This is a genomic window from Nocardia sp. NPDC050710, from assembly GCF_040654375.1.
Lineage (GTDB): Bacteria > Actinomycetota > Actinomycetes > Mycobacteriales > Mycobacteriaceae > Nocardia.
This window is the reverse complement of the sequence record NZ_JBFAHV010000007.1, coordinates 207374-233415: the sequence shown is the minus strand read 5'-3', so window position 1 is coordinate 233415 and position 26042 is coordinate 207374. Positions and strand designations below refer to the sequence as shown.

The 26042-nt window shown below is 67.6% G+C and carries 21 protein-coding genes; 3 read left to right on the top strand and 18 right to left on the bottom strand.

Annotation, left to right across the window (positions count from 1 at the left end; genetic code table 11):
* Positions 1–37: 37 nt before the first annotated feature.
* Positions 38–856, bottom strand: a complete 819-nt coding sequence (locus AB0H61_RS16015; protein ID WP_357304407.1) for a PhzF family phenazine biosynthesis protein — start codon at positions 854–856, stop codon at positions 38–40.
* A 146-nt stretch (positions 857–1002) separates the two neighbouring features.
* The gene (locus AB0H61_RS16010; protein ID WP_357304404.1) at positions 1003–3426 is read right to left on the bottom strand and encodes an HAD-IC family P-type ATPase; all 2424 of its coding nucleotides are present in this window, start codon (positions 3424–3426) and stop codon (positions 1003–1005) included.
* Between the two features lie 76 nt (positions 3427–3502).
* On the opposite strand from AB0H61_RS16010, the gene rarD reads away from it, so the two are divergent.
* Together rarD and AB0H61_RS16000 are read left to right on the top strand one after the other, a co-directional pair.
* Entirely contained in the window at positions 3503–4426 is a 924-nt protein-coding gene (rarD, locus tag AB0H61_RS16005) for an EamA family transporter RarD (protein ID WP_357304401.1), read from the top strand.
* A gap of 146 nt (positions 4427–4572) precedes the next feature.
* Complete coding sequence (locus tag AB0H61_RS16000) at positions 4573–5493, top strand: ADP-ribosylglycohydrolase family protein (protein WP_357304398.1); 921 nt, start codon at positions 4573–4575, stop codon at positions 5491–5493.
* Between the two features lie 64 nt (positions 5494–5557).
* Here AB0H61_RS16000 and AB0H61_RS15995 read toward each other — a convergent pair whose 3' ends face one another.
* The 4 genes from AB0H61_RS15995 to AB0H61_RS15980 all read right to left on the bottom strand — a co-directional run bounded on the left by AB0H61_RS15995 (position 5558) and on the right by AB0H61_RS15980 (position 11324).
* The gene (locus AB0H61_RS15995; RefSeq protein WP_357304395.1) at positions 5558–8824 is read right to left on the bottom strand and encodes an arabinosyltransferase domain-containing protein; all 3267 of its coding nucleotides are present in this window, start codon (positions 8822–8824) and stop codon (positions 5558–5560) included.
* A 172-nt stretch (positions 8825–8996) separates the two neighbouring features.
* A complete protein-coding gene (locus AB0H61_RS15990) occupies positions 8997–9494 on the bottom strand; it encodes a hypothetical protein (protein ID WP_357304392.1) in 498 nt (165 codons plus the stop codon).
* Positions 9495–9600: 106 nt separating this feature from the next.
* Positions 9601–10986, bottom strand: coding sequence for a DNA polymerase IV (locus tag AB0H61_RS15985; RefSeq protein WP_357304390.1), 1386 nt, complete (start codon positions 10984–10986; stop codon positions 9601–9603).
* Positions 10983–11324: a TfoX/Sxy family protein gene (locus AB0H61_RS15980; protein WP_357304387.1), complete on the bottom strand. Its 342-nt coding sequence runs from the start codon at positions 11322–11324 to the stop codon at positions 10983–10985. The genes AB0H61_RS15985 and AB0H61_RS15980 overlap by 4 nt, the downstream gene beginning before the upstream one ends.
* A gap of 278 nt (positions 11325–11602) precedes the next feature.
* Between AB0H61_RS15980 and AB0H61_RS15975 the strand changes: the two genes are divergently transcribed.
* Positions 11603–12487, top strand: coding sequence for a UTP--glucose-1-phosphate uridylyltransferase (locus tag AB0H61_RS15975; protein WP_357304384.1), 885 nt, complete (start codon positions 11603–11605; stop codon positions 12485–12487).
* Between the two features lie 51 nt (positions 12488–12538).
* On the opposite strand, the gene AB0H61_RS15970 is transcribed toward AB0H61_RS15975, so the two are convergent.
* From AB0H61_RS15970 to murG, 12 genes are all read right to left on the bottom strand, one after another.
* The gene (locus AB0H61_RS15970; RefSeq protein ID WP_357304381.1) at positions 12539–13066 is read right to left on the bottom strand and encodes an NlpC/P60 family protein; all 528 of its coding nucleotides are present in this window, start codon (positions 13064–13066) and stop codon (positions 12539–12541) included.
* 419 nt (positions 13067–13485) lie between these two features.
* The gene (gene ileS / locus AB0H61_RS15965; protein WP_357304379.1) at positions 13486–16614 is read right to left on the bottom strand and encodes an isoleucine--tRNA ligase; all 3129 of its coding nucleotides are present in this window, start codon (positions 16612–16614) and stop codon (positions 13486–13488) included.
* 284 nt (positions 16615–16898) lie between these two features.
* Positions 16899–17099: a hypothetical protein gene (locus tag AB0H61_RS15960; protein ID WP_357304376.1), complete on the bottom strand. Its 201-nt coding sequence runs from the start codon at positions 17097–17099 to the stop codon at positions 16899–16901.
* A gap of 102 nt (positions 17100–17201) precedes the next feature.
* A complete protein-coding gene (locus tag AB0H61_RS15955; RefSeq protein WP_357304373.1) occupies positions 17202–18059 on the bottom strand; it encodes a DivIVA domain-containing protein in 858 nt (285 codons plus the stop codon).
* Positions 18060–18125: 66 nt separating this feature from the next.
* Complete coding sequence (locus AB0H61_RS15950) at positions 18126–18428, bottom strand: YggT family protein (RefSeq protein WP_067785731.1); 303 nt, start codon at positions 18426–18428, stop codon at positions 18126–18128.
* Between the two features lie 89 nt (positions 18429–18517).
* Positions 18518–19315 (bottom strand): cell division protein SepF, encoded by a 798-nt coding sequence (locus tag AB0H61_RS15945; RefSeq protein WP_357304370.1) that lies wholly within the window; start codon positions 19313–19315, stop codon positions 18518–18520.
* Between the two features lie 178 nt (positions 19316–19493).
* Entirely contained in the window at positions 19494–20261 is a 768-nt protein-coding gene (locus AB0H61_RS15940) for a YggS family pyridoxal phosphate-dependent enzyme (RefSeq protein ID WP_357304367.1), read from the bottom strand.
* Positions 20262–20304: 43 nt separating this feature from the next.
* The gene (pgeF, locus tag AB0H61_RS15935; protein WP_357304364.1) at positions 20305–21033 is read right to left on the bottom strand and encodes a peptidoglycan editing factor PgeF; all 729 of its coding nucleotides are present in this window, start codon (positions 21031–21033) and stop codon (positions 20305–20307) included.
* A gap of 78 nt (positions 21034–21111) precedes the next feature.
* Entirely contained in the window at positions 21112–22344 is a 1233-nt protein-coding gene (gene ftsZ / locus AB0H61_RS15930) for a cell division protein FtsZ (protein ID WP_357304361.1), read from the bottom strand.
* A 354-nt stretch (positions 22345–22698) separates the two neighbouring features.
* The gene (locus tag AB0H61_RS15925; RefSeq protein ID WP_357304358.1) at positions 22699–23427 is read right to left on the bottom strand and encodes an FtsQ-type POTRA domain-containing protein; all 729 of its coding nucleotides are present in this window, start codon (positions 23425–23427) and stop codon (positions 22699–22701) included.
* 6 nt (positions 23428–23433) lie between these two features.
* Positions 23434–24873: a UDP-N-acetylmuramate--L-alanine ligase gene (murC, locus tag AB0H61_RS15920; RefSeq protein WP_357304549.1), complete on the bottom strand. Its 1440-nt coding sequence runs from the start codon at positions 24871–24873 to the stop codon at positions 23434–23436.
* A 44-nt stretch (positions 24874–24917) separates the two neighbouring features.
* A complete protein-coding gene (gene murG / locus AB0H61_RS15915; RefSeq protein WP_357304546.1) occupies positions 24918–26009 on the bottom strand; it encodes an undecaprenyldiphospho-muramoylpentapeptide beta-N-acetylglucosaminyltransferase in 1092 nt (363 codons plus the stop codon).
* Between the last annotated feature and the right edge of the window lie 33 nt (positions 26010–26042).

Here is a 26042-nt window from a genome sequence, read left to right as displayed (position 1 = left end):
GCGACGGGGGGGTGACGGCCGTCCCGGACCGAACGGCTCAATCCGGCAGCGTCACCACCCCGTCGAGATAGCGGCGGCACCGGCCGGCCAACAGCACCCGGTCGCCGACGATTTCGCAGCGCAGCGTGCCGCCGCGTCGGGACAGCTGCCGGGCGAGCAGCGTGTTGCGCCCGATCTCCTTGGCCCACAGCGGAACCAGCAGCGCGTGCGCGGACCCGGTCACCGGATCCTCGGGCACACCGATCCCGGGGGCGAAGACCCGGGAGACGAAGTCGAATTCGTCGCCGCGCGCGGTGATGACAGCACAGCGTGGCAGCTTCGGAAAGGCACCGAGCGTCGGACGGGCCGCGCGGACTTCGGCTTCGGTGGCCAGCACGATGACCTCGTCGGCACCCGTGAAGGCGCGAACCGGCGTCACACCCAATGCGGCGACGAGGGCGGGCGACGGCTCGATCTCGACCGAATCGACCACCGGCAGGTCGAGCACGTATTCGTCGTCGTCGGTGCGTTCGACGTGCAACCAGCCGCTGCGGGTGAAGAAGCTGACCATATCGGCGCCGGGGTGGGTGTCCTCCAGGATCTGCGCGGCCGTCGCGAGGGTGGCGTGCCCGCACATGGCGACCTCGGCGGCCGGGGAGAACCAACGCAGGTGGAAGACCGGCCGATCGTCCGGCGGCACCCCCGCCTCCGGGGGTAAGTGCGAGGTGTAGAAGGCGGTCTCGGCGAGGTTGTTCTCCTCGGCCAATTTTTGCAACAGCTCGTCCGGCAGCCACGAGGACAGCGGCATGACCGCGGCCGGGTTGCCCGAGAACGGTGCGTCGGTGAACGCGTCGATCTGGTGCAGCAGTACCTCCATATTCGGAAAAGGTACTCCAACTCCGAATGACCCCCTCGCACAAGGCTTCTCGCGGCGCGGCAGGTCGGGTGTCCAGTTGGCCGTCCAATCCGCGAGGGCTAGACAGACACCGCCGTCCTGCCCGGATTTCGACCCCGCCGGCTCGCTCAGGCGCTGCCGCCGGGTGAGGCCGGAATCAGCCGCCGCTGCTCCCCGTGCAGCGCCGCGCTGATCCACCAGGCAGCCTCGACGAGCACGATGCCGACGGCGCCACAGATGAACGCGGCGGTGGTGAGCCGGACATTGGACGGATCCAGTTTGAAGAACTCCCGGGTGAACGGAACCGTGAACAGGAAGACGTACGCGGCGATCGAGGCCGAAATGAGCACGACCTTCCACCAGACATACGGCCGCGCCACGATGGCGAGCACCCAGACCGCGATCATGATCAAGGTGATGAGCGCGGTGGTGCCCGCCTGTACCTTCTGGTCCTCGGTGGCGTTCGGGCCTGCGTAGGCGATCAAGTAGGCGACAAAGGTCGCGACACCGATCACCACGCCGGAGGGAATCGCCAATCGCATGACGCGCCCGACGAATCCGGTCCGGGCGCGCTCATTGTTCGGGGCCAGCGACAGGATGAAGGCCGGAATGCCGATGGTGAACCAGGCCGCGATCGTGACGTGCCGGGGCAGGAACGGATAGGCGATCGGCTCGTAATCGAAGATCTGCGAGCCGACTCCGGCCAGACCGACCAGGAAGGCCAGCAGCACCGAGTAGACGGTCTTGGTGAGGAACAGATTCGAGACCCGCTCGATATTGCCGATCACCCGGCGACCCTCGCCGACCACGTAGGGCAGCGTGGCGAACTTGTTGTCCAGCAGCACGATCTGCGCGACCGCGCGGGTCGCCGGACTGCCCGAGCCCATCGCGACTCCGATATCGGAATCCTTCAGCGCCAGTACGTCGTTCACGCCGTCGCCGGTCATGGCGACGGTATGTCCGCGCGATTGCAACGCGGCCACCATGGCCCGCTTCTGATCGGGGCGGACCCGGCCGAAGGTGGTCTCGTGCTCGAGCACATCGGCGAGTTGCTCGCGGTCCTCGGGCAATCTGCGGGCGTCGACCGCGTGGTCGCCGCCGGGCAGCTCGAGCGAGGTGGCGACGGCGCCGACCGAGACGGCGTTGTCACCCGAGATCACCTTGATCGAAACATCCTGATCGGCAAAGTATTCGAGGGTCTCGCGGGCATCGGGACGGATCTTCTGCTCCAGCACCACCAGCGCGGCGGGCCGCACGATTCCGGGCGCGTCCGGGGCGTCCACGGGCCTATCGCTGCGCGCCAGCAACAGGATCCGCAGACCCGACGATCCGAGTTCCTCGGCGACCCTGGCGTCCTCGGAGTCCGGGTCGAGCAGCACATCCGGCGCCCCGAGCAGCCAATCGCCATATGTCCCATAGGAGCTGCCGCTCCACTTCTTGGCCGAGGAGAACGGTGCGACCGCGGTCTGCCGCCAGCCGGGGCCGTCCCCCAGTCCCTCGGCGATGGCCTGCACGCTGGCGTTGGGGCGCGGGTCGTCGGCGGCCGACGCGGCCAATGCCTGTCGCACCTCGGTGTCCTCGAAACCGGTCAGCGTCTTGATACCCGACAGGCGCATGCCGTTTTCGGTGAGCGTGCCGGTCTTATCCGCGCACACCACGTCCACCCGGGCCAGGCCCTCGATCGCGGGCAATTCCTGCACCAGGCACTTGCGCCTGCCCAGGCGCACGACGCCGACCGCGAACGCGACCGAGGTCATCAGCACCAAGCCCTCCGGCACCATCGGCACCAGCGCCGCGACCATGCCGGTCACCGCGGGCTGCCAGCTCTCCTTGCTGGAGACCAGCTGGTTGTAGATGCTCAGCAGGCCCGCCGGGATCAGCAGGTAGGTGATCACCTTCAGGATGGTGTCGATACCGCTGCGCAGCTCCGACTTCACGAGTGTGAATTTGCTCGCCTCTTCGGCCAGCCGGGCGGCGTAGGCGTCGCGGCCGACCTTGGTGGCGCGGTAGGCGCCGCTGCCGGAGACCACGTAGCTGCCCGACATCACCTCGCTGCCGACCTGTTTATCGACCGGGTCTGCCTCGCCGGTGAGCAGCGATTCGTCCACCTCGAGTAAGGCGGACTCCTCGGTCACGCCGTCGACCACGATCTGGTCGCCGGGGCCGAGTTCGATCAGGTCGTCCAGCACCACCTCGCGCGGGGCCACCTGGAGGGATTTACCGTCTCGGCGCACCGTCGGCTTGGCCTGGCTGACGATGGCGAGCTGGTCTAGGGTGCGCTTGGCGCGGACCTCCTGGATGATGCCGACCGCGCTGTTGGCGACGATGAGCAGGCCGAACATGCCGTCGATGATCGATCCGCTGGCCAGCACCAGGATGAAGAGCACCCCGAGGATGGCATTGATGCGGGTGAAGACATTCGCCCGGATGATGTCACGGACCGAGCGGCTGGCCCGATCCGGCACATCGTTGGTGAGCCCGTCGCGGCGACGTTGCTCGACCTCCGCCGTGGTGAGTCCGGTGGTGCCCGATACCTGCACGCTGATCGACATGCCTGCCAGCCTAAAGCGTGTCGCGAGACACGTCGTTCAGCAGGCGCTGTCGGATAGGCGAAGTAGCCTGAGTCGAGTGCGGCGAATCACAGCAGTCCCCGGTGTTGCGTTTGGTACAAGCGCGTTTCTGATCTGGGGGTTATTTCCCGCGTTCTTCGGCCTGCTCGCCTTCGCGAGCCCGGCGGAAGTCGTGGCCCAGCGGATCGTCTGGACACTGCTGTTGGTGCTCGTCGTACTGGCGCTGGCGGGCCGATTGCGCGAGATGCGCGGTATCGACGGCCGGACCTGGCGGCTGGCGGCGGTCGCCTCGACCGCGCTCTCGCTCAATTGGGGAACCTACGTCTACGGTGTGACCTCCGGGCATGTGGTGGAATGCGCGCTGGGATACTTCATCAATCCGCTGGTCACGGTCGCGTTCGGGGTGATCATCTTCCGGGAGCGACTGGCCCGGGCGCAATGGGCGGCACTCGGTCTCGGCGCCATCGCGGTGGCGGTGCTCACCGTCGACTACGGTAGGCCGCCGATCATCGCGCTGGCGCTGGCGTGTTCGTTCGCGATCTACGGACTGGTGAAAAAGGTCATCCGGCTGGACGCGCTGCGCGGAATCGCCGCCGAGGGCATCGTTGCCGCACCGTTCGCGCTCGGATTCATCCTGGTGCTGGCCGCGCTGGGACACAGCGACTTCGGGTCGAGCCCGGCGCACGCCGGACTGATGATTTCGACCGGACCGGTGACGCTGGTCCCGCTGCTGCTGTTCGCCATTGCCGCACAACGAGTTCCGCTGTCCACCATGGGCCTGCTGCAATATCTGACCCCCGCGCTGCAGATGGCCTGGGGCGTCGCGGTGGTGCACGAGCCGATGCCCGCCTCCCGTTGGGCGGGTTTCGCCCTGATCTGGGCCGCGCTCGCGATCTTCACCGCCGACGCCCTGCTGCGCAGCCGCCGCACCCACCGCTCACCCCGGGCGGAACCGGTCCCCGAGGAACCGCCCACCCGCTGACCCGGTACCGGCGCGGGTCGGGATACCGCGCATTTCGTCGCAACGGCACAGATAACCGGCGCCTCGCTTGTCACATCACAACAGGAAGGAAGGGGCGCGCTCTCCGGTACATTTGCCGATCAACGCGGGACCTGAGGGGTTGGACAATGCTGGACGACGGGCAACTGGATCGAGCGGCCGGAGTGCTGATCGGGACCGCGGCGGGCGATGCGCTGGGTGCCGGATACGAATTCACCCATCCGGCGGCGGATCGCGAAATCGATATGATCGGCGGCGGTCCGTGCCGGTGGGCGCCCGGCGAATGGACCGACGACACCTCGATGGCGGTGGCGATCGCACAGGCCGCCGGATCCGGCCCCGGCATCGACCTCGACGCGGTAGCAGCCGGATTCGTGCGCTGGTACGAATCCGATCCACCGGATGTCGGCGTCCAGACCGGCCAGGTGCTCTCGGCTCGCCCGAAGTCCGCGCTCGAGATGCGAATTCAAGCCATGTCCATCGAAGGACGCACCGGCGGTAACGGATCGCTGATGCGCACCGCGCCGGTCGCCCTCGCCTACCTCGGCGATGCCGAAGAATGCGTGCGGATGGCGGGCCGGATCGGCGCCCTCACCCACCACGATCACCAGGCGATCGAGGCGTGCAAGATCTGGACCTACGCCATCCGGCATGCGGTGCTCGCAGCCGATTTCGGCGGTGTCCGCGAATTCGTCGCCGCATCGGTCAGCGCCGACTACTGGAATCACCTGCTCGATCAGGCCGAAACCGGCACACCTCGAGCCTTCCCGAATAACGGCTGGGTCGTGCACGCCCTGCAAACCGCCTGGTGGGCCATCACCACCGCCGATTCCTCCGGCCCGCACCATCTCCCGCTGGCCCTCGAACTCTGCGTCCGCGCGGGCGGCGACACCGATACCACGGCCGCCATCGCGGGCGGCCTGCTCGGCGCCCGCTGGGGCGCCTCCGCCATCCCGGACCGCTGGCGCACCCTCTTGCACGGATATCCGGGCCTCACCGGCGACGACCTCGTCGCCCTCGCCACCAGCATCGCCACCGCCAACGGCTGACCCGGACAAGGCCGCCGGACACCGCGGAATCGCACCCGGCTACCGCGGCGCCGGGGTGATGGGGCTACCAGGCGGTGCTGAGATGGCCGGGAGACCACAGGCCGGAATAGTCCCGCTGAATGATCAGCGGGTTCGCGGACTCGGCGTCCGGGTCGATGCGGGTGAGCTGCTGTAGTTCGCCCCAGTCCCTGCGCCAGTCGTGGTTCAGATAGGTGGCCAGGGTCCGTGCGCGCAGGAGCATGCCGGACCAGCCGAGCGGTCCGCCCTTGTCATGGCTCTGCCACAGCGTGGTGATCTCCGCGCCCGGCCGATCCGGGAGGATGCGGTAGACGGGTATTTCGGCAATGCCGTCGCGGTGGTTGTACGGGCGCTGACCGGGGAACTGGAGTCCGACCATCCAGTCCGTGAGCACCGGAACCCGTGACCCGACCAGTTCGCTCAAGGTGGTGGTCCGCGGAACGCGCGGCGGGGTCAGCGCCAACCACTGCTGCGGATTGCGATCCCGGTCGACGGCGACGAGACGGATCACATCGGCGTCCCCCGGGATCTCGGCGAAGGGCACCCGGAGATTGCGCCACGAGGGGGCGGGCCCGATATCGATCGGGGCGACCCGGCCCATCGGCCGCGCGGTGGAATCGGAATCGGTTGTGCCGTATTCGATCTCGAGAGACTGTCCGGGGGTGACGATGCCGTCGGCATCCACCGACCGAATCCGGCCGGCCGCGCTCAGCGCGACGATTCCCGTACGCCGGTCCGGCTCGGGCAGCCGGTACCAGCCGGTGGTCAGCTCGGCGGGCCCCGCATCACCGGAACGGTAGCTGCCGAGTACCGGGGTGGTGGCCGGATCCAGCCCGAACGGCAATGCGGCGCTGGCCGTTCCGGCCTCATGGCTGGACGAGGTGTTGCTGCTGTTCAACGCGTCGGCGATACTGCCAACGGATCCGGTCGCCTCGTCGTCAGGTCGCAGGTCGTCGGCGACGCCGCCCGCGGTGAAGCCCGTCGCACTACCCGATAGTGTGCTGAACGCGTCACCGGTGAGCGGGCGCAACATTCCCGCGTTCGGATCCGCCTCGACCAGAACATGTCCCGCCAGCCCGGACGGGTCACCGGTCACCGCGTCGATATTCGAGCGCGCGAGGGAGAAAGCCTGGCCCTGTGCCATGGCCGCCTTGGCGAAGGACCCCAGATCCCACAACACCAGCGCGGCCAGCGCGATCGTCAATGGCGGCAGCAGCGAAACACGCCAGGCGAACCGCGAAACCCGGTGCGGCGTGCCGGGTTCCGGAGCCCGGACCTGCCACCAGGCCGCCACGACGAGTAAGACGATCGCCAGCAACAGGAACAGCTTGTTCAGCGCCAGTCCGGCCAGCACCGGCGGCTTATCCCACCACGGCATGCCGTAGGAGGAGACGTACCACCATTCATTGGGGCCGGAGAAGACCAGGGCCAGCAGGAAGGCGATCACGGCGGCGAAGAGAGCTCGATTGCGCGGTGCGCGCAGCACCCGCGGACCGACCGCCATCGCGGTCAGTACCGCGACGGCACCGGCCACACCGGCGAACACCCCGAAGTGATGCGTCCATTTGGTGGGCGTGACCATGATCAGCACCAAGGCTCCGACGGTGGTTCCGAGAATCCGGCGGGACGGACCCATCGCGGTCTGCGGGATCCGACCGCCCTTGCGCAGCAGCATGATCACGCAGACGAGAATTCCGGTGAGCATCATGAAGATGCCGATCCTGCGGCCCACCGAGCCGTCGGTCTCACCCTGGAATAAGTACTGGTAGCGCAGGTACTCCTGGAACCACGGCTCATCCGGCCCGATCGCGTGATGCACCCGCTGCATCTCCAATGCCGCGGCCAATGGTTGATCCGCGAACGCTATCGCCAGCACCAGCACACCGGCCGCACCCAGCGGGGCCAGCAGCGTGGCGTAGCCGACCAGCCGTTCCCGCAGGTTCCGCGGTCGGCCCACACGATCCATGACGATCCGCGCCACCGGCCGCAACCCCGCGAGCAACGCCGCGATACAGATGACACCGGACGGTCCCGCGGTCACCGTGAATGCCGCGACCAGAATCGCGACCGCGGCGGGCAGCAGCCGCCGGGTCGCGATCGCGCGCTCGACCGAACACCAGGTCAGCAGCAGTCCAAGCGCCACCGGCGGTTCCGGTCGCAAACCGTTGTTGTACGCCATCCATACGGTGAGGAAGCCCAGCGCGCCGGTCCACAACGCAATCGTGTTGTGCCGCACCGCCACCCCTAGTCGCGGCACCAGCTCGCGGCTGAGCAGCAGCCAGATGAACACCCCGCACAGCAGCGCGGGTAGGCGCACCCAGGGACTGGCCGTCGACACCTCGGCCATGATCCGGATCAGGTCGTAATACGGTGTGCCGATCGGATTCTCGGGAACACCGAAGTAGGCGAAATAGTTGGCCATATAGCCGGAGACCCCGGAGGCGCGGGCCATGCCGAATTGATAGCCGTCGTCGGAGGTCGTCGACCCGATGAAGTGCCAGATCACCAGTGTCCCGAGCACCACGCCGTCGAGCAGCGAGAAACGCCACCAGCGCTGTGGCAGCCAGCGCCGGATCAGTCTGCCGTCGCGGCGGTCGAGGCGGTAGAGCGCGCACAGCGCAACGATGGTGGCGAGTACCGCGATCCAGATCGCGGCGCGCTTGATCGGTGTCGGCGACGAGGAGAATCTGGTGTCGAGTTCCGCGGTGACCCGCGTGCCGTCGGCAACCGCAAGATCACTGAAGACGCCGACCAGCTGTGGCCGGAAGTCTCCGGCCAGCGTCGCGGGAGCCGTCCCGGAACCTGTCAGCATCGCGGTGGCTCCCGACTGATCGGCGTGCACCGTCAGCTCACAATCCGGAGCCAGCTGATCGACCGGAACGCTGAACAGCGCCTGGTTTCGCAGCACCACGTCCAGCCGAGCCGGAGCACCGGCCGCGCCCGCCTGCACCTGTGCGATGAATCCGTACTTCGCCAGATCCGGCGCGCCGGTCGGACCCGTGGCGGCGAGGACGCCGCCGTGCACCGACAACTGGTCGATGGCCGCGCAGGGCACGGTGGCGTCGAAGATCGACGGCGCGTAAGCGACCAGCGGCGCCTCGATGCCGCGCGTCGAGCCCGCCTGCGGCCAGGACAGCGTCGCCGCGTCCACTCGCACCGGCAACACCGGGACGGCGATCGCGCAGAGAGCGCCGATCAGCGCCGTGATCAAGGCGACCGGTCCGGCCCATCCCCCGCGCGTATTGCGGTGTGCCGTCCCGGGACTGGATTGCTCGACGGACGGCTGCCCCGCCCATACCATCGTGTCCGCCACGGGGGGTGATAGTAACGGCACTTCCTGAGAACGAAACCCGTTGCCGGTGCGGCACAGTCGCGTGAATCCCCCGGTCAACGGCCTGGCCTGCGGTTTTCATGGATGAATGTGGTGCAGGCGCGGCTGCGGTAGGCCCCGGGCCGACGGTCCGGGGCCTACCGCGCGGTCCGGTCTAGCCGCAGGCGGCCGACTGCTGGCCGAGGGCGGTCAGCATCTGGCAGGCCCAGGCCTTCTGGACCTTCCACTTGCCGTTCTCGGCGACGAACGGCACATCGGCGATGTTCTCCTGGCCGTTCAACACGATCTTGGCCTTGGCGTTGATGGTGTCACCGAAAGCGGTCACCTCGGTCACCTCCACCGAGGCATTGGTCGACTTGTAGGCCTCGGCCAGTCGGCCCGGCAGCTCCGGGTCGGCCTCGGCGCCCTGCACCATATCCAGCTTCTCGCTATTGGGCACCGACGGATCCAGCGCCTTCTGCAACTGCGCGTTCAGCTCCGCCACGGTCGGGACCGCGGGCAGATTCGCCGTGGCGGTGGCCTTGGCACTGGTCGATGCCTTGGTCGGCTTGGCGTCATTGCTCTTGTCGTCGCCACCACAAGCGGTCATGCTCAGGGTTGCGGCAATGGCCAGGCCGGCGATCGCGATGCGTCCAGTCTTACGAAGCTTCAACTGCTCGTCCTTTGCGTTCGGGTAGGTCTGGTATTGGATATCACAGCGTTACCGCGGCAGCATCCACCCGACCGGCGGCACTGCACGAGACTACCCAGGCTACCGGTCATTGGAGGCTGCCGAGCGGATCCGCACGGGACAGACTGATGTCGTCGGCGCTGAAGGTACGCGCTGGGCCCGGCCCTGTCGAGCTGGTCTCGAACCGTATGGTGACCACCCCGAACCCCGCGCCCTGCACCCAGCCGTGCCCGAATTCCGGGTGTATCACGTCCATTCCGGGAAACCAGTGCGTCGGCGTGTCCGCGTGGGTGCGGGACGCCTCGGGCTGTGGGTCCGGTTCCCAGCCGCTCTCCGCGATATCCGCCACCGGGCTCTGATCCAGTTCGGGGAACAACGATTCCTGCCGCACCGTCGAGAGCCCACCGAAACCGACCCCGACCAACCGGATCGGGCCCAATTCGACCGGGTCGATCGCCGAACGCTGCGCCGCGGTGGTCAGCGTGACCAGATCGGTGGTCGCGTAGGGCAGCGTGAACGACCTGGTCACGATGCTCATATCGGACTTCTTCAATTTGAGCACCACGGTGCGGGCCGCGCGACCGTCCTTCTCCAGCCGTCGGTGGGCGGACGCGGCCATCGCCTCGATCGCGGGCCGCAGCTGCGACAGCGTGACGATGTCGTGTTCGTACGTGGTTTCGGCGCTGATCTGTTTGGCCTCGGCGCGTTCGGCGACCGGGCGGTCGTCGATGCCGCGGGCCAGGCGGTGCAGGGCCGCGCCGACGCTGCCGCCGAGGATCGAGACCGCCTCCGATTCCGGCAGCGCCGCGAACGCGCCGACCGTTTCGATGCCGAGCGAGCGCAACTTGCTATCGGCCACCGGACCGATCCCCCACAGCTTGCGCACCGGCAATCCGGCCAAGAGTTCCTGCTGTTCGTCGGGCGAAACCACCCGAATCCCATCGGGTTTGGCCAGGCCGGAGGCGATCTTGGCGAGTTGCTTTCCGGTGCCCGCGCCGACCGAGGCGACCAGCCCGGTCCGTTCTCGCACCAGTGCGCGCAGGTCCACGCAGAATTCGTGTACCCGCGCGGTGGTCGCCCCGGCCAGCTCAGCGGGTTCGCCGAAGGCCTCGTCGAAGGACAGCGTCTCCAGCACCGGGATCCGGCTGCGCAGCGCGTCGAAGACCCGGCAGCTGACGACGCCGTAGACCGCCCCGCGCGGCGGCACCACCACCGCCGTCACTCCCACCAGTCTTTTGGCTTGGTGCATCGGCATCGCCGAGCGCGCCCCGAACACCCGGGCCTCATAGCTGGCGCCCGCCACGACGCCGCGGCCACCGGTTCCGCCGACCAATACCGGCCGCCCGCGCAGCGTCGGGCGGGTCAGCTGTTCGACCGAGGCGAAGAATGCGTCCATATCGATATGGAGGACCCACCGCCGGGCCGCGCGGTCGGCATGTTCCGGCGGATAGGGCGACTTCGCCGGGTGGTTCACTGTGGCTTCGCTGGACGTTTCCTGGGCTTGCGCACCGGCTTCGGCAGCACATCGGCGGTGCGCTTGACGAACTGTCCCAGCCACACGGAGTCCGCCAGCCGCGCGGTCGGTACCAGGTAGTGCGGCTTGGCGCCCGGATACGGCGAGGCCAGCCAGGACTCGTCGGCGAAATCGGCCGCAACCGGACTCGGCTTCAGATACAGCCGATCGTCACAGATCAGCGCGACCATCTTGTCATCGCAGTACAGCCCGTACTCACCGAACATGGCGCGGGCGCGCACGTCGAGCGGCTCGAGCTGTTCGACGATCTCGGCGACGACCGCCTTGTCGGTACTCACGACTCCCCCTCCCATGCCTCACTCATATGCGGGAATCTACGCCGACCCACCGACAGATCGCCGCCGCCGCGACCGCCCGCGCCCCGGTCCCGAGCTGGACGGTGGCTGACACATAGCTGCCGATCCGCTGTGTATTCCGGACCGCCCGGCGGCCCCGCCCCCACCCGCGTCGACCACCCGTGACCTGGTCCGATGCATCGCACGGCAGAGACAGGAGAATCCGTGCCGAAGCCCGGGGATCCCACGTTCAACCCCCCTTCGTATGTGATGATCGGATCATGAAGATCCGCAAGGCCGTGATCCCGGCCGCCGGAATCGGCTCCCGGCTCCTCCCGCTGACGAAGGCCATCCCCAAGGAGATGCTGCCGGTCGGCGACAAGCCGGTCATCGAGCACACCGTCCGCGAACTCGTCGCGTCCGGCATCACCGACATCACCATCGTGGTCAGTGGTGGCAAGTCGTTGATCCAGGACCATTTCCGGCCCAATCCGGCGCTGGTGACACAGCTGCGCGCGGATGGCAAGACCGCCTACGCCGACGCCGTCGAAGAGGTCGGCGAGCTTTCCCGGCTCGGCCACATCACCTACCTCGATCAGCACGGCCCCTACGGCAACGGCACCCCGGTGCTCAACGCCGCCCGTAACTCGAGCGACGAGCCCATGCTGGTGCTCTGGCCGGACGACGTCTTCGTCGCCGAGGTGCCGCGCGCCCAGCAGTTGATCGATGCCTACGAGTCGACCGGTGCGCCGGTCCTGGCCCTGATGCCGATGGACCCGTCCGAATCCAAGCGCTACGGCGTGCCGGTGGTCGCCGACGACCGCGGTGACGGCCTGCTGCGCATCACGGGCCTGATGGAGAAGCCCAAGCCGGAGGACGCGCCCTCCTCCTTCGCCGCGATCGGCGGGTACGTGGTCACCCCGGGCATCGTCGACGAGTTGCGCCGCCAGACCGAGCGCTGGTACGAGCACCGCGAGGGCGAGGTCTACCTGACCGACGCGATCAACGTGCACGCCTCCGACAATCCGGTCTTCGGCCAGGTCATCCGGGGCCGCTGGTACGACACCGGCAATCCGGCCGACTACCTGGTCGCTCAGTTCGCCTCCGCGCTGGCACATCCCCAATACGGGCCGCGGCTGCGCCAGCTGGTGGAGTCCCCGGAGTAGGCCGACGGCAGCGGGTCGCGCGGGCATTCCGGCTGGCGCGACCGGCCCGGCTCAGAAGCGCCGGATGGCGTAGATGTCGAACATGCTGAGCGGGCTCAGGCCGACCGGTACACCCCAGTCGAAGGCATTGAGCACCCGCCCGGACCCCGCGTAGATACCGACGTGCGAACCGTCGGTATTCAGCACGACCACGTCGCCCGGGGACAACGCGCCGAAGGGCACCGGCAGCCCAGCCTTCGCCTGTTGCCAGGTGGTGCGCGGCAGTTTTACCCCGACCTGCCGGAACGCCCACTGCACCAGCGCGGAGCAATCCCACGAGTTCGGGCCGGTGGCGCCCCATTCGTAGGGTTTGCCGATTTGGGTGGTGGCGGCGGCCAGCGCGCCGAGCCCGGTCGGGCTCGGAAACGGCAGCGCAGCCGAGCCGCTGGAGCTGCCCGGTCCGGAGCCCGACGCCGATCCCGAACCCCCGCTTGCGGAGGCACTGCCGGTGTCGGACCGGGCCGGACTCGCCAGGATCAGGGTGGTGAGAACGGAGACGACGAAGCCGAACATCATCCGGCGCAACGGTTTTCTGGTCATATGCTCGACCCTCCTGTCGGCCCACCAGACGACCGCCGGTCGACGGTCTGGCTAATATGTGGCATCGGCCTCATCATCGGGGTGGGACCGCTGGCCACAGTGCGCCGCGGACCGAAACAGCGTCGGTCACAATGCGCTTCAAGCAGGACAATCTCTCCGAGCATTCACTGCAGCATCACCGGTACAACCCGGCATCAGCAGCAACATTGGCGATTCTGCCGGGCCTTTCAAGATCGAGACAAGAGTTCCAGCAAATCTTCAGCATGTGATCTTCGTCACATACTGATTGCATTATGCAATCAGTATCCGGCCGTCGAACCCGATGATGTGGCGAACAACCGCGGCAGAAATCCGACGTCCGAAAGCGATCGACCCACCCGGCGCGAACGCGTCGCACCGGGTGGGTCGATCCGCTGACCTCAGGCCTTGACGACAGCCGCCCGGACGCCGCCGACGATCTCGGCGGCGTCCGGGCCCGCGGCACCGAAAGTCAGTTCGGTGGCGAGGATTTCGCCCGCGATCAGATCCCGATGAGTCCGCGCCCACTCCTGCCGTTCGGCCGGAACCTCCAGCACCACGGTGATGCGATCGGAGACATCCAGCCCCAAGGACTTCCGGGTCTCCTGCAGATCACGGATGAGGTCACGGGCCCAGCCCTCGGCCTCCAACTCCTCGGTGACCACCGAGTTCAGCACCACCAGACCGGCATTGCCGGGCAGTGCGGCGGTGGACTCCGGTTCGGCGGCGACGAGCCGCTGGGTGTACTCCTCCGGCAGCAGGGTGATACCGGCGGCGGTGACGACGCCCGCGGCGTCCTCGGACCACTCGCCCGCCTTCACCGCCTTGATCACCGTCTGCACGTCCTTACCGAGACGCGGACCCGCGGCCCTGGCGTTGACGGCCAATTCGAAGCGACCGTGCACGGCGACGTCGGTGGTCAGATCGACCTTCTTGACATTGACCTCGTCGGCGATGATGTCGGCGTAGGGCCGCATCCGCTCGGCGTCGGCGGCCGCGATGGTGACCTCGGCCAGCGGCAGCCGGACCCGCAGATTCTGCGCCTTGCGCAGGCTCAGCACCGTCGAGCAGACCGTGCGCACCTCGTCCATCGCGGCGACCAGCTCCGGGTCCTCCGGCAGCTCACCCTCCTTCGGCCAATCGGCCAGATGCACCGAGGCATCCCCGGTGAGCCCGCGCCAGATCACCTCGGAGATCAGCGGCAGCAGTGGCGCGGCCAGCCGGGCGACTACCTCGAGCACGGTGTGCAGCGTGTCGACGGCGTCGCGGTCCTCCGACCAGAAGCGCGAACGCGACCGGCGCACATACCAATTGGTGAGCGCGTCGGCGAACGAGCGCAGTTCCTCGCAGGCGCCCGCGATGTCGTAGACCTCGAGCGCCTCGGTCATCGCATCGCGGGTCGCCGCCAGCTTCGCCAGGATGTAGCGGTCGAGCACATTCCGCGAATCGGTGCGCCAGGTACCGGGCGTCGAGGCGTACAGCTGTAAGAAGGTCCACGCGTTCCAGAGCGGGCGCAGCGCATGGCTGACCCCCTCGCGGATGCCGCGCTCGGTGACGATGAGATTGCCGCCACGCAGGATCGGCGAGCTCATCAGGAACCAGCGCATGGCGTCGGAGCCGTCCCGGTTGAACACCTCGTTCACGTCCGGGTAGTTGCCCTTGGACTTCGACATCTTCAGCCCGTCGTCGCCGAGCACGATGCCGTGCGCCGCGACGGTTTTGAAGGCCGGGCTGTCGAACAACGCGGTCGCGAGCACGTGCAGGGTGTAGAACCAGCCTCGGGTCTGCCCGTTGTACTCGACGATGAAGTCGCCCGGGAAGTGCGAGTCGAACCAGTCCTTGTTCTCGAACGGGTAGTGCACCTGGGCGTACGGCATCGAACCGGATTCGAACCAGCAGTCCAGCACCTCTGGGACCCGGCGCATGGTCGACTTGCCGGTCGGGTCATCGGGATTCGGCCGGGTCAGCTCGTCGATCATCGGGCGGTGCAGATCGGTCGGACGCACGCCGAAGTCGCGCTCCAGCTCATCGAGCGAGCCGTAGACGTCGATGCGCGGGTGCGCCGGATCGTCGGAGACCCATACCGGAATCGGACTGCCCCAGTAGCGGTTCCGGCTGATGTTCCAGTCCCGCGCGCCCTCGAGCCACTTACCGAACTGACCGTCGCGGATGTGCTCGGGCACCCAGGTGATCTGCTTGTTCAGCTCGACCATCCGGTCGCGGAACTTGGTAACGGCGACGAACCAGGACGGCACGGCCATATAGATCAGCGGCTGACCGGAGCGCCAGCTATGCGGATACGAGTGCTCGATCGTCTCGTGCCGCAGCAGCTTTCCCGCCGCCTTGAGATCCTTGATGATCACCGGGTTGGCGTCGAAGACCATCAGGCCCTCGTACGGCGGCACCATAGAGGTGAACTTGCCGCCCTGATCCAGCGGCTGCACGATCTCGATACCGTTGGCCGCCGCGACGTCCATATCCTCCTCACCGAAGGCCGGTGCGAGGTGCACGATTCCGGTGCCGGAGTCGGTGGTTACGTAGTCGGCGGTCAGCACCCGGTGCGCGTTCGGGTGCCCGAGAAAGAAATCGAACGGCGGGGCGTAGGACAGCCCGGCCAATGCGGCGCCGTCGAACTCGCCGAGTACCTGTGACTCCTCGCCGAACTCGCGGGCATAGTGCGAGACCCGCTCGGCCGCCAGCAGATACCGCTTGCCATCGGTGGCGCGCACGTGCACGTAGCGCACATCCGGATGCACCGCGATGGCCAGGTTGGAGGGCAGGGTCCACGGCGTGGTGGTCCAGATGAGTGCGTTGGCGCCATCCAGCTCGTGCAGCGGATGGTCGGCCGCGACATTGAGCACCATATCGACGGTGACCGCCGGATCCTGGCGCATCTTGTAGGCGTCGTCGAGCCGGGTCTCCTGGTTCGACAGCGGGGTCTGCTCGTACCAGCTGTAGGGCAGCACCCGGAAGCCCTGGTAGATCAGGCCCTTGTCGTACAGCGACTTGAACGCCCACATCACCGACTCCATGAAGTCGAGATCAAGAGTCTTGTAGTCGTTGTCGAAGTCCACCCAGCGCGCCTGCCGGGTCACGTAGTCGCGCCATTCACCGGTATACCGCAGTACCGAAGATTTGCACGCGGCGTTGAATTCCGCGAGCCCCATCGCGTCGATCTGTGATTTGTCCGTGATACCGAGCTGCTTTTCAGCTTCGATTTCCGCGGGCAATCCATGACAGTCCCAGCCGAAACGCCGGTCGACACGCTTTCCGCGCATCGTCTGGAAACGCGGAACCAGGTCCTTGACGTAACCGGTGAGCAAGTGACCGTAATGCGGCAGACCGTTGGCAAACGGCGGGCCGTCGTAGAACACGAACTCCGCTGCGCCGGAGCGGTTCTCGATGCTCGCGCGGAAGGTGTCATCGGCCGCCCAGGCGTCGAGCACGCGTCGTTCCAGGTCGGGGAACGAGCCATTGCTACCAGCGCCCAGGTCGACGCGGGGGTATGCGCTCTTGCTGTCGTCCGCCATCGCGGATGCGTCTCCTCGTGCCACCGCGCCGCAGGCGCGTCCACTGTGGGCACGGGGACGATGACGGCGCCGGTTGCGCCGAAACCGCGGTACCACCCCGCTTGTCCGGCGATACCAGGCCGGACCTCTCGTTGTGAGCTGTGACGGGCTCACCCGTTCGGTTCTAGTAAGCGCCGGTCACACCGGCACCGTTCTTCCGAAGGCTCCCCGGTGATAGCCGGATCAACGCCATACCTCTCGATTCTAACCAGCGCGGTCAAACCACTTTCCGTGGGCCGACCGACTCACCGTCTGGCATGCCGCCCAGGCGGCGGTGACGCGTCACTTTCCGGTCCGCGCATGGAGAGAGCACTCACCAGCAACAGCACAGCACCGATCACGCAGACGACGATGCACCCCCATGCCCACAGCACCGACCCGGTGGTCAGCGCAGTCACGAGCAGGGCGAATCCGATCGCGGCAAGGACGAGCGTCAAGACAAGCATGATGACCCCCTAGGCATGCCAGGCGGTTCGACTGTTCCTCTAGCTACTCGAACAGCGACTTCAAACGGGCGGCGATGCGGGTGCGCACCGCCAAGGGCCAGGTTACTTGCTGCCCTTGGCAAACGACGCGGGTGCGAGGTTGTTCGCGGTGTTGGCGTCGGCGAAGGCCTCACCACCGTCCACCGGAACCGCCGAGCCGCGGTTCTCCAGCTCCTCGAGCTGCGACTCCAGGTACGACTTCAGCCGCACGCGGTACTCGCGCTCGAAGGTCTTGAGCTGCTCGATCCGGCTCTCCAGCACACTGCGTTGCTGGGTGATGGTGGCCATGATCTCGGTGTGCTTGCGCTCGGCGTCGGCCTGCAGGGCGTCCGCCTTTTCCTTCGCCTGCCGTAGCTGGTTGTCGGACCGGTTCTGGGCATCGGTCAGCATCGCGTCGGACTTCTGCCGCGCATCCGCGATCATCGACTCGGAGCGGGTTCGCGCATCGCCGACCAGTCGCTCGGAGTTTGCTCGAGCATTCGACAGCAGGTTCTCCGCCTCGGTCTTGGCATCGCTGGTCAGCCGGTCCGCCATCTCCTGGGCGAGGCTGAGCACCTTCGCGGCCTGCAGATTCGCATCCGCGCCGGGGGCATCCTTGGGCGCGGGCACCGGGATCGGCATCGGCGCGGGCGGAGCTTGTTGGACCGGGGGTTTGATCGGTTCTGGTGGCGGCGGCGGTGCCTGTTGCACCGGGGCCTTCACCGTCGCGGGGGCCGCGGGCCGATTCTTCTTGGCGTCTGCCAGCTCGGCATCGAGCTCGGCAACCCGCTGGCGAAGGTCGGCGTTCTCCTCGATCAGACGCGAGAGCTCCTGCTCCACGAGATCCAAGAAGGCGTCTACTTCATCCTCGTTGTAGCCGCGCTTCCCGATCGGTGGTTTGCTGAACGCGACGTTGTGCACATCGGCTGGGGTCAGCGGCATGGAAGGATCCCTTCACGCGTCTTTTGGAGATCTAGCAGATCTAGCAAGGTATCTTGGCCCATTCTGTCACACCGGAGCTACCGGTTGGCCGAGCCTGCTCACGATCGACATCAGGATGAAGACGATGAATAGCAGGACCATAATCGACAGATCCAGGCGAATTCCCCCCAGAGACACCGGTGGTATCAACCGTCTCAGCAGTTTCACCGGTGGATCGGTGATCGTGAAGATCACCTCCAGGATGACGACCACGACGCCGGTCGGGCGCCAGTCGCGGGCGAAGCTACGGACGAACTCGACGATCACCCGGCTGATCAACAACAGCCAGAAGATGAACAGCACGAAGTACAGCACCGCGAACAAGGCCACGAGTTCACTCTGCCCCAAAATCCGCGTCGCGCAAAATGACCACACCGCCCCGAACGCGACCGGACTGTCGAACCCCCCGGTTCACACCGCTATTTCTGGTTGTAGAAGCCGGTTTCGGCGATCCGGCGGCGTTCTTCCGCCGATACGTCGACATCGGCGGGTGAGAGCAGGAACACCTTCGTCGCCACCTTGTCGAACGAGCCGCGCAACGCGAACGCGAGTCCGGCGGCGAAGTCGACAAGTCGCTTGGCATCGGCATTGCTCAGATCGACCAGGTCCATGATCACCGGGTTACCTTCGCGGAAGCGCTCGCCGATGATGCGGGCCTCGCTGTAATCGCGCGGGCGCAGCGTCGTGATCTTGGACAAGGGACCTCCGTCCTCGAAGATCCCGGGCCGGCGGGCCACGGCGGGCTCGGGGCGCACGCGCTCCTCCAGCCGCCGCTCCTCGGCATCGGGATCGACGGCGAGCGCACCCCGGGTGGCTCCCCGCAGCATGGGCGCACCGCCACCCGCCCGGAACCGGCCACCCGACGACGGGGCGGCATCGATCCGGGTGGGGCGCCGCGGCGCCTCATAGCGGTCGTCGCCGTAGGGCTCGTCGGCGTAGTCACGGGAGGCCGGGTAACCCGCCTTGTAGGGCGACTTGTACGCGGGCTCCGGGTAATCGGACTCGTCGTCGAACCGGTCGGCACCGAATCGTTCGGCGCCATAACGGTCTTCGGCATAACGATCGGCGCCGTAGCCGGCCCGGTCGGAGTAGCTACGGGGCCGCGCACCGCCGCGATCGCTCGCACCGCGGGGGGCCCGATCGTCGACGTAATCGTCTTCGTAATCCTCGAGCGGAACCATGCCGAAGTACGCCTTGAACTTGTGCAGCGTGCTCATGACCGCACCTCGCTGTCACTCGTGTCCGTCATGACCACGATGGTGGCTGCGCCGATTCCTCGCTCGCTCATTCTGGTCGACCTTCCTTCGGCCCCGGTGGCGGCCGGGTGTTGAAGTCTTGCTCAGCCCTCGTCCGTCCCAAGCATATGTGTCGAATGTGACTGATGAGGTTTCTTTGCTACGCCGAGGTTATCGGTCGAGCGCCCATCAAGGCGGTACCGACACGCACACACGTGGAACCGTGTTCGATCGCTGATTCCAGATCCTCCGACATTCCTGCAGAAAGTTCGGTCGCGGCGGGGTGTCGCGCCAGCAGCGCAGTGTGCAAAGTCGCAAGACGCGCAAATGCGCTATCGGGCTCCACATCGAGTGGCGGAATGGCCATCAGACCCCCGAGCTGCAGTCCCGGCAACTCCGCGATCCGATCCGCGAGGGGCGCCAGATCCGCCGGCGCCACGCCGCCGCGGGACGGGTCCTCGTCCAGACTGATCTGCACCAGCACCCGCACCGGGGTGGACCGCTCCCCCGCGTCCAGCGCCGCGCGCGCGCCGACGTCAAGCGCCATTGCCAACCGTTCACTGTCCACCGAGTGCACGGTATGCGCCCAACGCGCCACCACGCGGGCCTTATTGCGCTGCAGACGGCCGATCATATGCCAGCGGATGTCCGAATCGCCCTGGGCCGCCGGGTAATCCCGCAGCGCGGCAACCTTCGCGGTGGCTTCCTGCTCGCGAGACTCACCGAACTCCCGCCTGCCGAGCCGGTACAGGATCTCGACATCCGAGGCGGGGAAGAACTTCGTCACCGGCAGCAGACGCACCGCGCCGGGATCCCGCCCGGCCGCACGGCACGCCGCGTCGATCCGGCCGAGCAGTCCCGCGAGATTCGCGGCCAGCTCGGCGGTCCGGGCATCGACCTGTGCCGCAACCGTTTCCGAATGGGTCATCCCCGTGCCTCCTGCACTGTGTCCGAGCGTCGCCCCGCTGTCGTCATGCGTGCGCATGCATCCAGATGACCCCCGCGATGCGGCCCGTCGGGGCGCCACGGCGGTGACTGAACAGCGTCTTGTCCTCGATGGTGCAGCGCGGGTCGACCGCGACACCGCCGACCCCGGCCTCGATGAGCTGCCTGCGAATTCCGGCGCGTAGGTCCAGTGCCGGGGTACCGCGCACCGTGGTGGCGGCGCTACCGGGCAGATACTTCTCCACGTCGTCGCGCATCGCGGCCGGAACCTCGTACTGCCGCCCGGAGGCCGCGGGTCCGAGAAATGCGCCGATCCGATCCACCCGGGCGCCGACCGACACCATCGCGTCCAGCACCCGCGGCACGATTCCGATCCTGGCGCCGATGCGCCCCGCGTGCACCGCCGCGATCACACCCGCCTCGTCATCGGAGAGCAGCACCGGCACACAGTCCGCGGACAGCGTGACCAGCGCCAGATCCGGCACGGTGGTCACCAGCGCGTCGGTGGCGGGCACCGGCTCGGCGCGCGGACCGTCCACGATCTCGATATTGCGCCCGTGGATCTGTTCCATCCACACCAGCCGGTCGGGGGTCAGCCCGATCCCCTCGGCCAGCCGAACCCGATTGCGCCGCACCGCCGCCGGATCGTCGCCGACGTGATCGCCGAGATTGAACGAGTCGTACGGCGGCGCCGAGAATCCACCCGCCCTGGTCGTGGTCACCCTTCGGACAGTCAGAGTCGACGCGATAGTCATGCCGCCGAGCGTAGTAGCCGACGGTGAACCGCGACGAATGCCGAGCGCGGCTCGATCCGCGCTCGTTTCGTGCCGGTCCTACCGCCGCATGAACGACGGCACGTCGACGTCGTCGTCATCGTCGTCGGAGTCGGGCGGCTGAATATGCGAGCGAGAGCTCGTGACCGCCGGATCCAGGCGGGCGCGTTCGCTCTCCTGATAGCTCGGCACGGTGCCGCGACTCGGCGTACGCGGCGTGGTGGCGGGAGTGTCGGTGCCGCGCGCCGCGACCTCGCCGACGCGGCTTGCACTGAGATCGCCCGCCCGGCCGGAACCGATGGTGCCGGGCCGGGTCGTGGAGGTATCGAAGGTGCGCCGAGCCGGGCCGCCGCCGTCGAAGCCCGCCGCGATCACGGTGACCCGTACCTCGTCACCGAGTGAATCGTCGATCACGGTGCCGAAGATGATATTGGCCTCGATATGCGCGGCCTCCTGCACCAGCGAGGCGGCCTCGTTGATCTCGAACAGGCCGAGGTCCGAACCGCCCGCGATGGACAACAGCACACCGTGCGCGCCGTCCATGGACGCCTCGAGCAGCGGTGAGTTGATGGCCGCCTCGGCCGCCTTGACCGAACGGCCCTCGCCGCGCGCCGAGCCGATGCCCATCAGCGCGCTACCCGCGCCGGACATCACACTCTTGACGTCGGCGAAGTCGACGTTGATCAGACCCGGGGTGGTGATCAGGTCGGTAATGCCCTGAACACCGTTGAGCAGCACCTCGTCCGCGGAGCGGAAGGCGTCCATCAGGCTGACCGCCGCGTCGCCGAGCTGCAGTAGCCGGTCGTTCGGGATGACGATGAGGGTGTCGCAGGACTCGCGCAACAGGTTGATACCGGTCTCGGCCTGGCCGCCGCGCCGCTTGCCCTCGAACGAGAACGGCCGGGTGACCACACCGATGGTCAACGCGCCGAGCTTGCGGGCGATGCTGGCCACCACCGGCGCACCACCGGTGCCGGTACCGCCGCCCTCACCGGCGGTCACGAAGACCATATCGGCGCCCTTGAGCACCTCTTCGATCTCGTCCTTGTGATCCTCGGCGGCCCTGCGGCCGACCTCCGGATCCGCGCCCGCGCCCAGACCACGGGTGAGTTCCCGGCCGACGTCGAGCTTGACGTCGGCATCGCTCATCAGCAGGGCCTGCGCGTCGGTGTTGACCGCGATGAACTCGACACCTTTGAGTCCCTGTTCGATCATCCGGTTGACGGCATTGACACCGCCGCCGCCGATACCGACGACCTTGATCACAGCAAGGTAGTTGTGCGGGGGCGTCATGGGCTCTCGCCTTCCTTCGATCTAAAGCCTGTCGTTTTCGGATTCAAGACATCTGCCTTGGCCACCCCGGTCGTTGTCACCCGGGACCGCTTCACTGTCATGCACAGCACTCACGATCCGCCGCCCCGGGCAAACCCTAAACCTCAACCATAGGGTTAGCGTTATGTCAAGTATCCGACTGGTGCGGAACGCTATTCGCAGCCGCCGCAATACGCGCGCAGGCGCGCCGAAACGAGTGACAGAATCTTGTGTGATCCCTCTCGTCTCGCCGCACGACACGTCGTATCGTGGACGGTTGCCCCCCGAACCCGTTCTCGGTGTTACCGAAAATTCCCTGGGCACAATGGGTGTCGATCACTTTACCGTGACCAGATTCGGACTCGAAACGTCGAACACCGTTCCCTCGCGTGTCAGCAGCGGCAACACCACTTGCGCTTTACGTTCGGCGTCGCTCGCTCCACCCCACAGTACCGTGCGACCGTCCTGGAGATTCAGCGAGATATCCGAAATCGACCGTGCCACAACCTCGCCCACCTGGATATTCAATGTGGGTGGCAATGTCATCAGCACCGCGACCGCGGCCCGCGTCGCCGGATCGGCGCCGCCGGGATGATCGGTGACCAGCTTCGGCACCCCGATCGGGGCGGCCTCGATGGCGAATTCCATACCCTCCGCGTCGAGCAGGTGCGCGCCGAGCGGGCTTTCGAAGTACAACACCGGGGTGCGCTCGACGACGGTCACCCGCACGGTGGACGGAAAGACCCGCTGCACCCGCGCCGTACGCACCTTCGGGATGCTCGCCACCTGCTGCGCCATCCGATCGGTATCGATGCGCAGCATCGAGACGGACGGAATTTCGAGTTGCTCACGCACCTGCTGCTCGGGAACCGAGGCCAGTCCGTCGATCTCGACATTGCGCACCGACAGCGCGGGCGTGAACCAGGCCAGCACCGCGACAATGGTGAATACGCATGCGCCGAGCAATCCCCACAGCCGCAACCGCCGCAGGCCGCCAGGACCACTCGGCAACCGCAGATCTTCGATCCGATCCCACAACCCGCGCCGCGCGCCCGCGGATCGCATGGGGTGTCACCGCCCGTACTGGGGCCGGGCCCGGAGCCCGTCGAGAATCTGGCTACCCAGCATCGTCACATCGCCCGCGCCCATGGTGATCACCACATCGCCGGGCAAGGTCAACCCCGCTACCTGGCGGCCGACCCGCGACATATCCGGCTGGTAGTGCACGGGTTTGGTGACCGCTTGGGCCACCAGCGCGCCGTTCACGCCGGGCAGCGGCTTCTCCCGCGCGCCGTAGACATCCAGCACGACCACCTCGTCGGCCAGGCTCAGCGCCGCGCCGAAATCCTCCGCGAAGGTCGCGGTGCGACTGTAGAGATGCGGCTGGAAGACCACGATGACCCGGCCCTGCCGGGAACGGGCGCCGTCGCGGGCCTCCTGCTGAACCAACTCGACGGCCGCGCCGAGCACCGCGCGCACCTCGGTCGGGTGATGGGCATAATCGTCGAAGACCCGCACACCGTTCTCCCGCCCGACGAACTGGAACCGGCGATGCACCCCGCCGAAACCCTCCAGCCCCTGGACGATTTCGTCCAGATCCGCACCCGCGTTGCGCGCGGCGAGCAGGGCCGCCAGCGCGTTGAGCGCCATATGCCGACCCGGCACCGACAGGCGCAGCGTCCGCGGCGTCGGCTCGTCGTCCAACTGGAACTGGGCGACGCCGCCCACATCCCTCGGCTCCCAGCTGTGCAGCCGGACGCCGACCGGCACCGGTGCGTCATCGAGTTCGCCGGAGCCGTAGCCGAGTACCCGCACGCCCCGCTCGGCCAGGCGCGGGCCGACACGCTCGGCCAGCGCCCGCGAACCGGGATCGTCCAGGCACACCACCAGCAAGCCGCCCTCGGTCAGCCGATCCGCGAAATCGTCGAAGACCTGCACGTAGGCCTCGTCGGAGCCGAAGAAGTCCAGGTGATCGGATTCGATATTGGTCACCACGGCGACATCGGGGTCGTACTGGAGCAGGGAGCCGTCGCTCTCATCGGCTTCGGCAACGAAGATCTCGCCGGTGCCGTGGTGCGCGTTGGTGCCCGCCTCGTTGAGCTCGCCGCCGACGGCGAAGGACGGATCGAATCCGCAGTGCTGCAACGACACGATCAGCATCGAGGTGGTCGAGGTCTTGCCGTGGGTGCCGGAGACCAGCAGCGTCCGATGCCCGCGCATCAGTGAGGCCAGCACCGCGGGACGCAGCAGCACCGGGATATCGCGCCGGTTCGCCTCCACCAGTTCGGGATTGGTCTTCGGGATGGCCGCGTAGGTGGTGACCACCACGGTGGGCCCGCCGGGAAGCAGGTCGAGTGCGCTGGCATCGTGGCCGATCCGCACCTGCGCGCCGCGGGCCCGCAGCGCCAGCACACCCCGGCTCTCCTTGGCATCCGAGCCGGAGACCGCACCACCGCGCGATAGCAGGATCCGGGCGATACCGGACATGCCCGCCCCGCCGATGCCCACCATATGCACCCGCTCCAGGTCGGGTGGCAGCGCCGAACGATCCTCGGTCACGACCGACCTACCTGCACCGCGATACGCGCCACCTCGTCGGCGGCGTCGCGGTGACCGGCGCCGGCGGCGGCGCGGCCCATCTCGATCAGCCGTACGGGATCCATCAGCAGCGGTATCACCTCGTCGATCACGTATTTCGGGGTCAGTTCGGAGTCCGGGACAATTCTGCCACCACCCTTGCCGACAACCGGTCGGGCATTGAGTTCCTGCTCGCCGTTGCCGTGCGGCAGCGGCACGTAGAAGGCCGGCAGTCCGACCGCCGACACCTCGGCGACCGTCATCGCGCCGGACCGGCACACCACCGCGTCGGCCGCGGCGTAGGCGAGATCCATCCGGGAAAGATACGGCACCGCCACGTATCGGGTGGCACCGTCGCGCTCGGTGACCTCGAGCGTGTTCTTGGGTCCGTGCGCGTGCAGCACCGAGATTCCGGCCGCGGCCAGCTGCGGCGCGGCCGCGGAGACCGCCTCGTTCAGCGAGCGCGCACCCTGCGAACCGCCGAACACCAGCAGTACCGGCCCCTCGGCGGGCAGCCCGAAATGCGCCCGCGCCTCGGCGCGCAACGCGGCCCGGTCCAGCGTGGTGATCGCAGCGCGCACCGGAATACCGACGACCTCGGCGTGCGGCAGTCCCGAATCCGGCACCGCGGCCAGTACCCGGACGGCGCGCCGGGCACCGACCTTATTCGCGATGCCCGCCTTGGCGTTCGCCTCGTGCACCACCACCGGCACCACGCGCCTGCGCCCCAGCAGGCCCCTTCCCGCGGCGAGATAGGCGGGCAGCGCGACATAGCCGCCAAAGCCGATGATCACATCGGCCTGTACCGCGTCGATCACCGCTCGGGTCCGCGCCACCGACGCACGCACCCGGCCGGGCAGCCGCAGCAGATCCGCGGTCGGCTTGCGCGGCAGCGGAACCGGCGGTATCAACTCCAGCGGGTAGCCGCGTTCGGGAACCAGCTTGGTCTCCAGACCACGCTCGGTGCCCAGCGCCGTCACCCGGATCGAATCGTCGAGCCTGCGCAGCGCATCGGCGACGGCGAGGGCCGGTTCGATATGCCCCGCGGTGCCACCACCCGCGACGATCACCGAGAGTCCGGATCCGCGCGCGGGCCGCTGTGC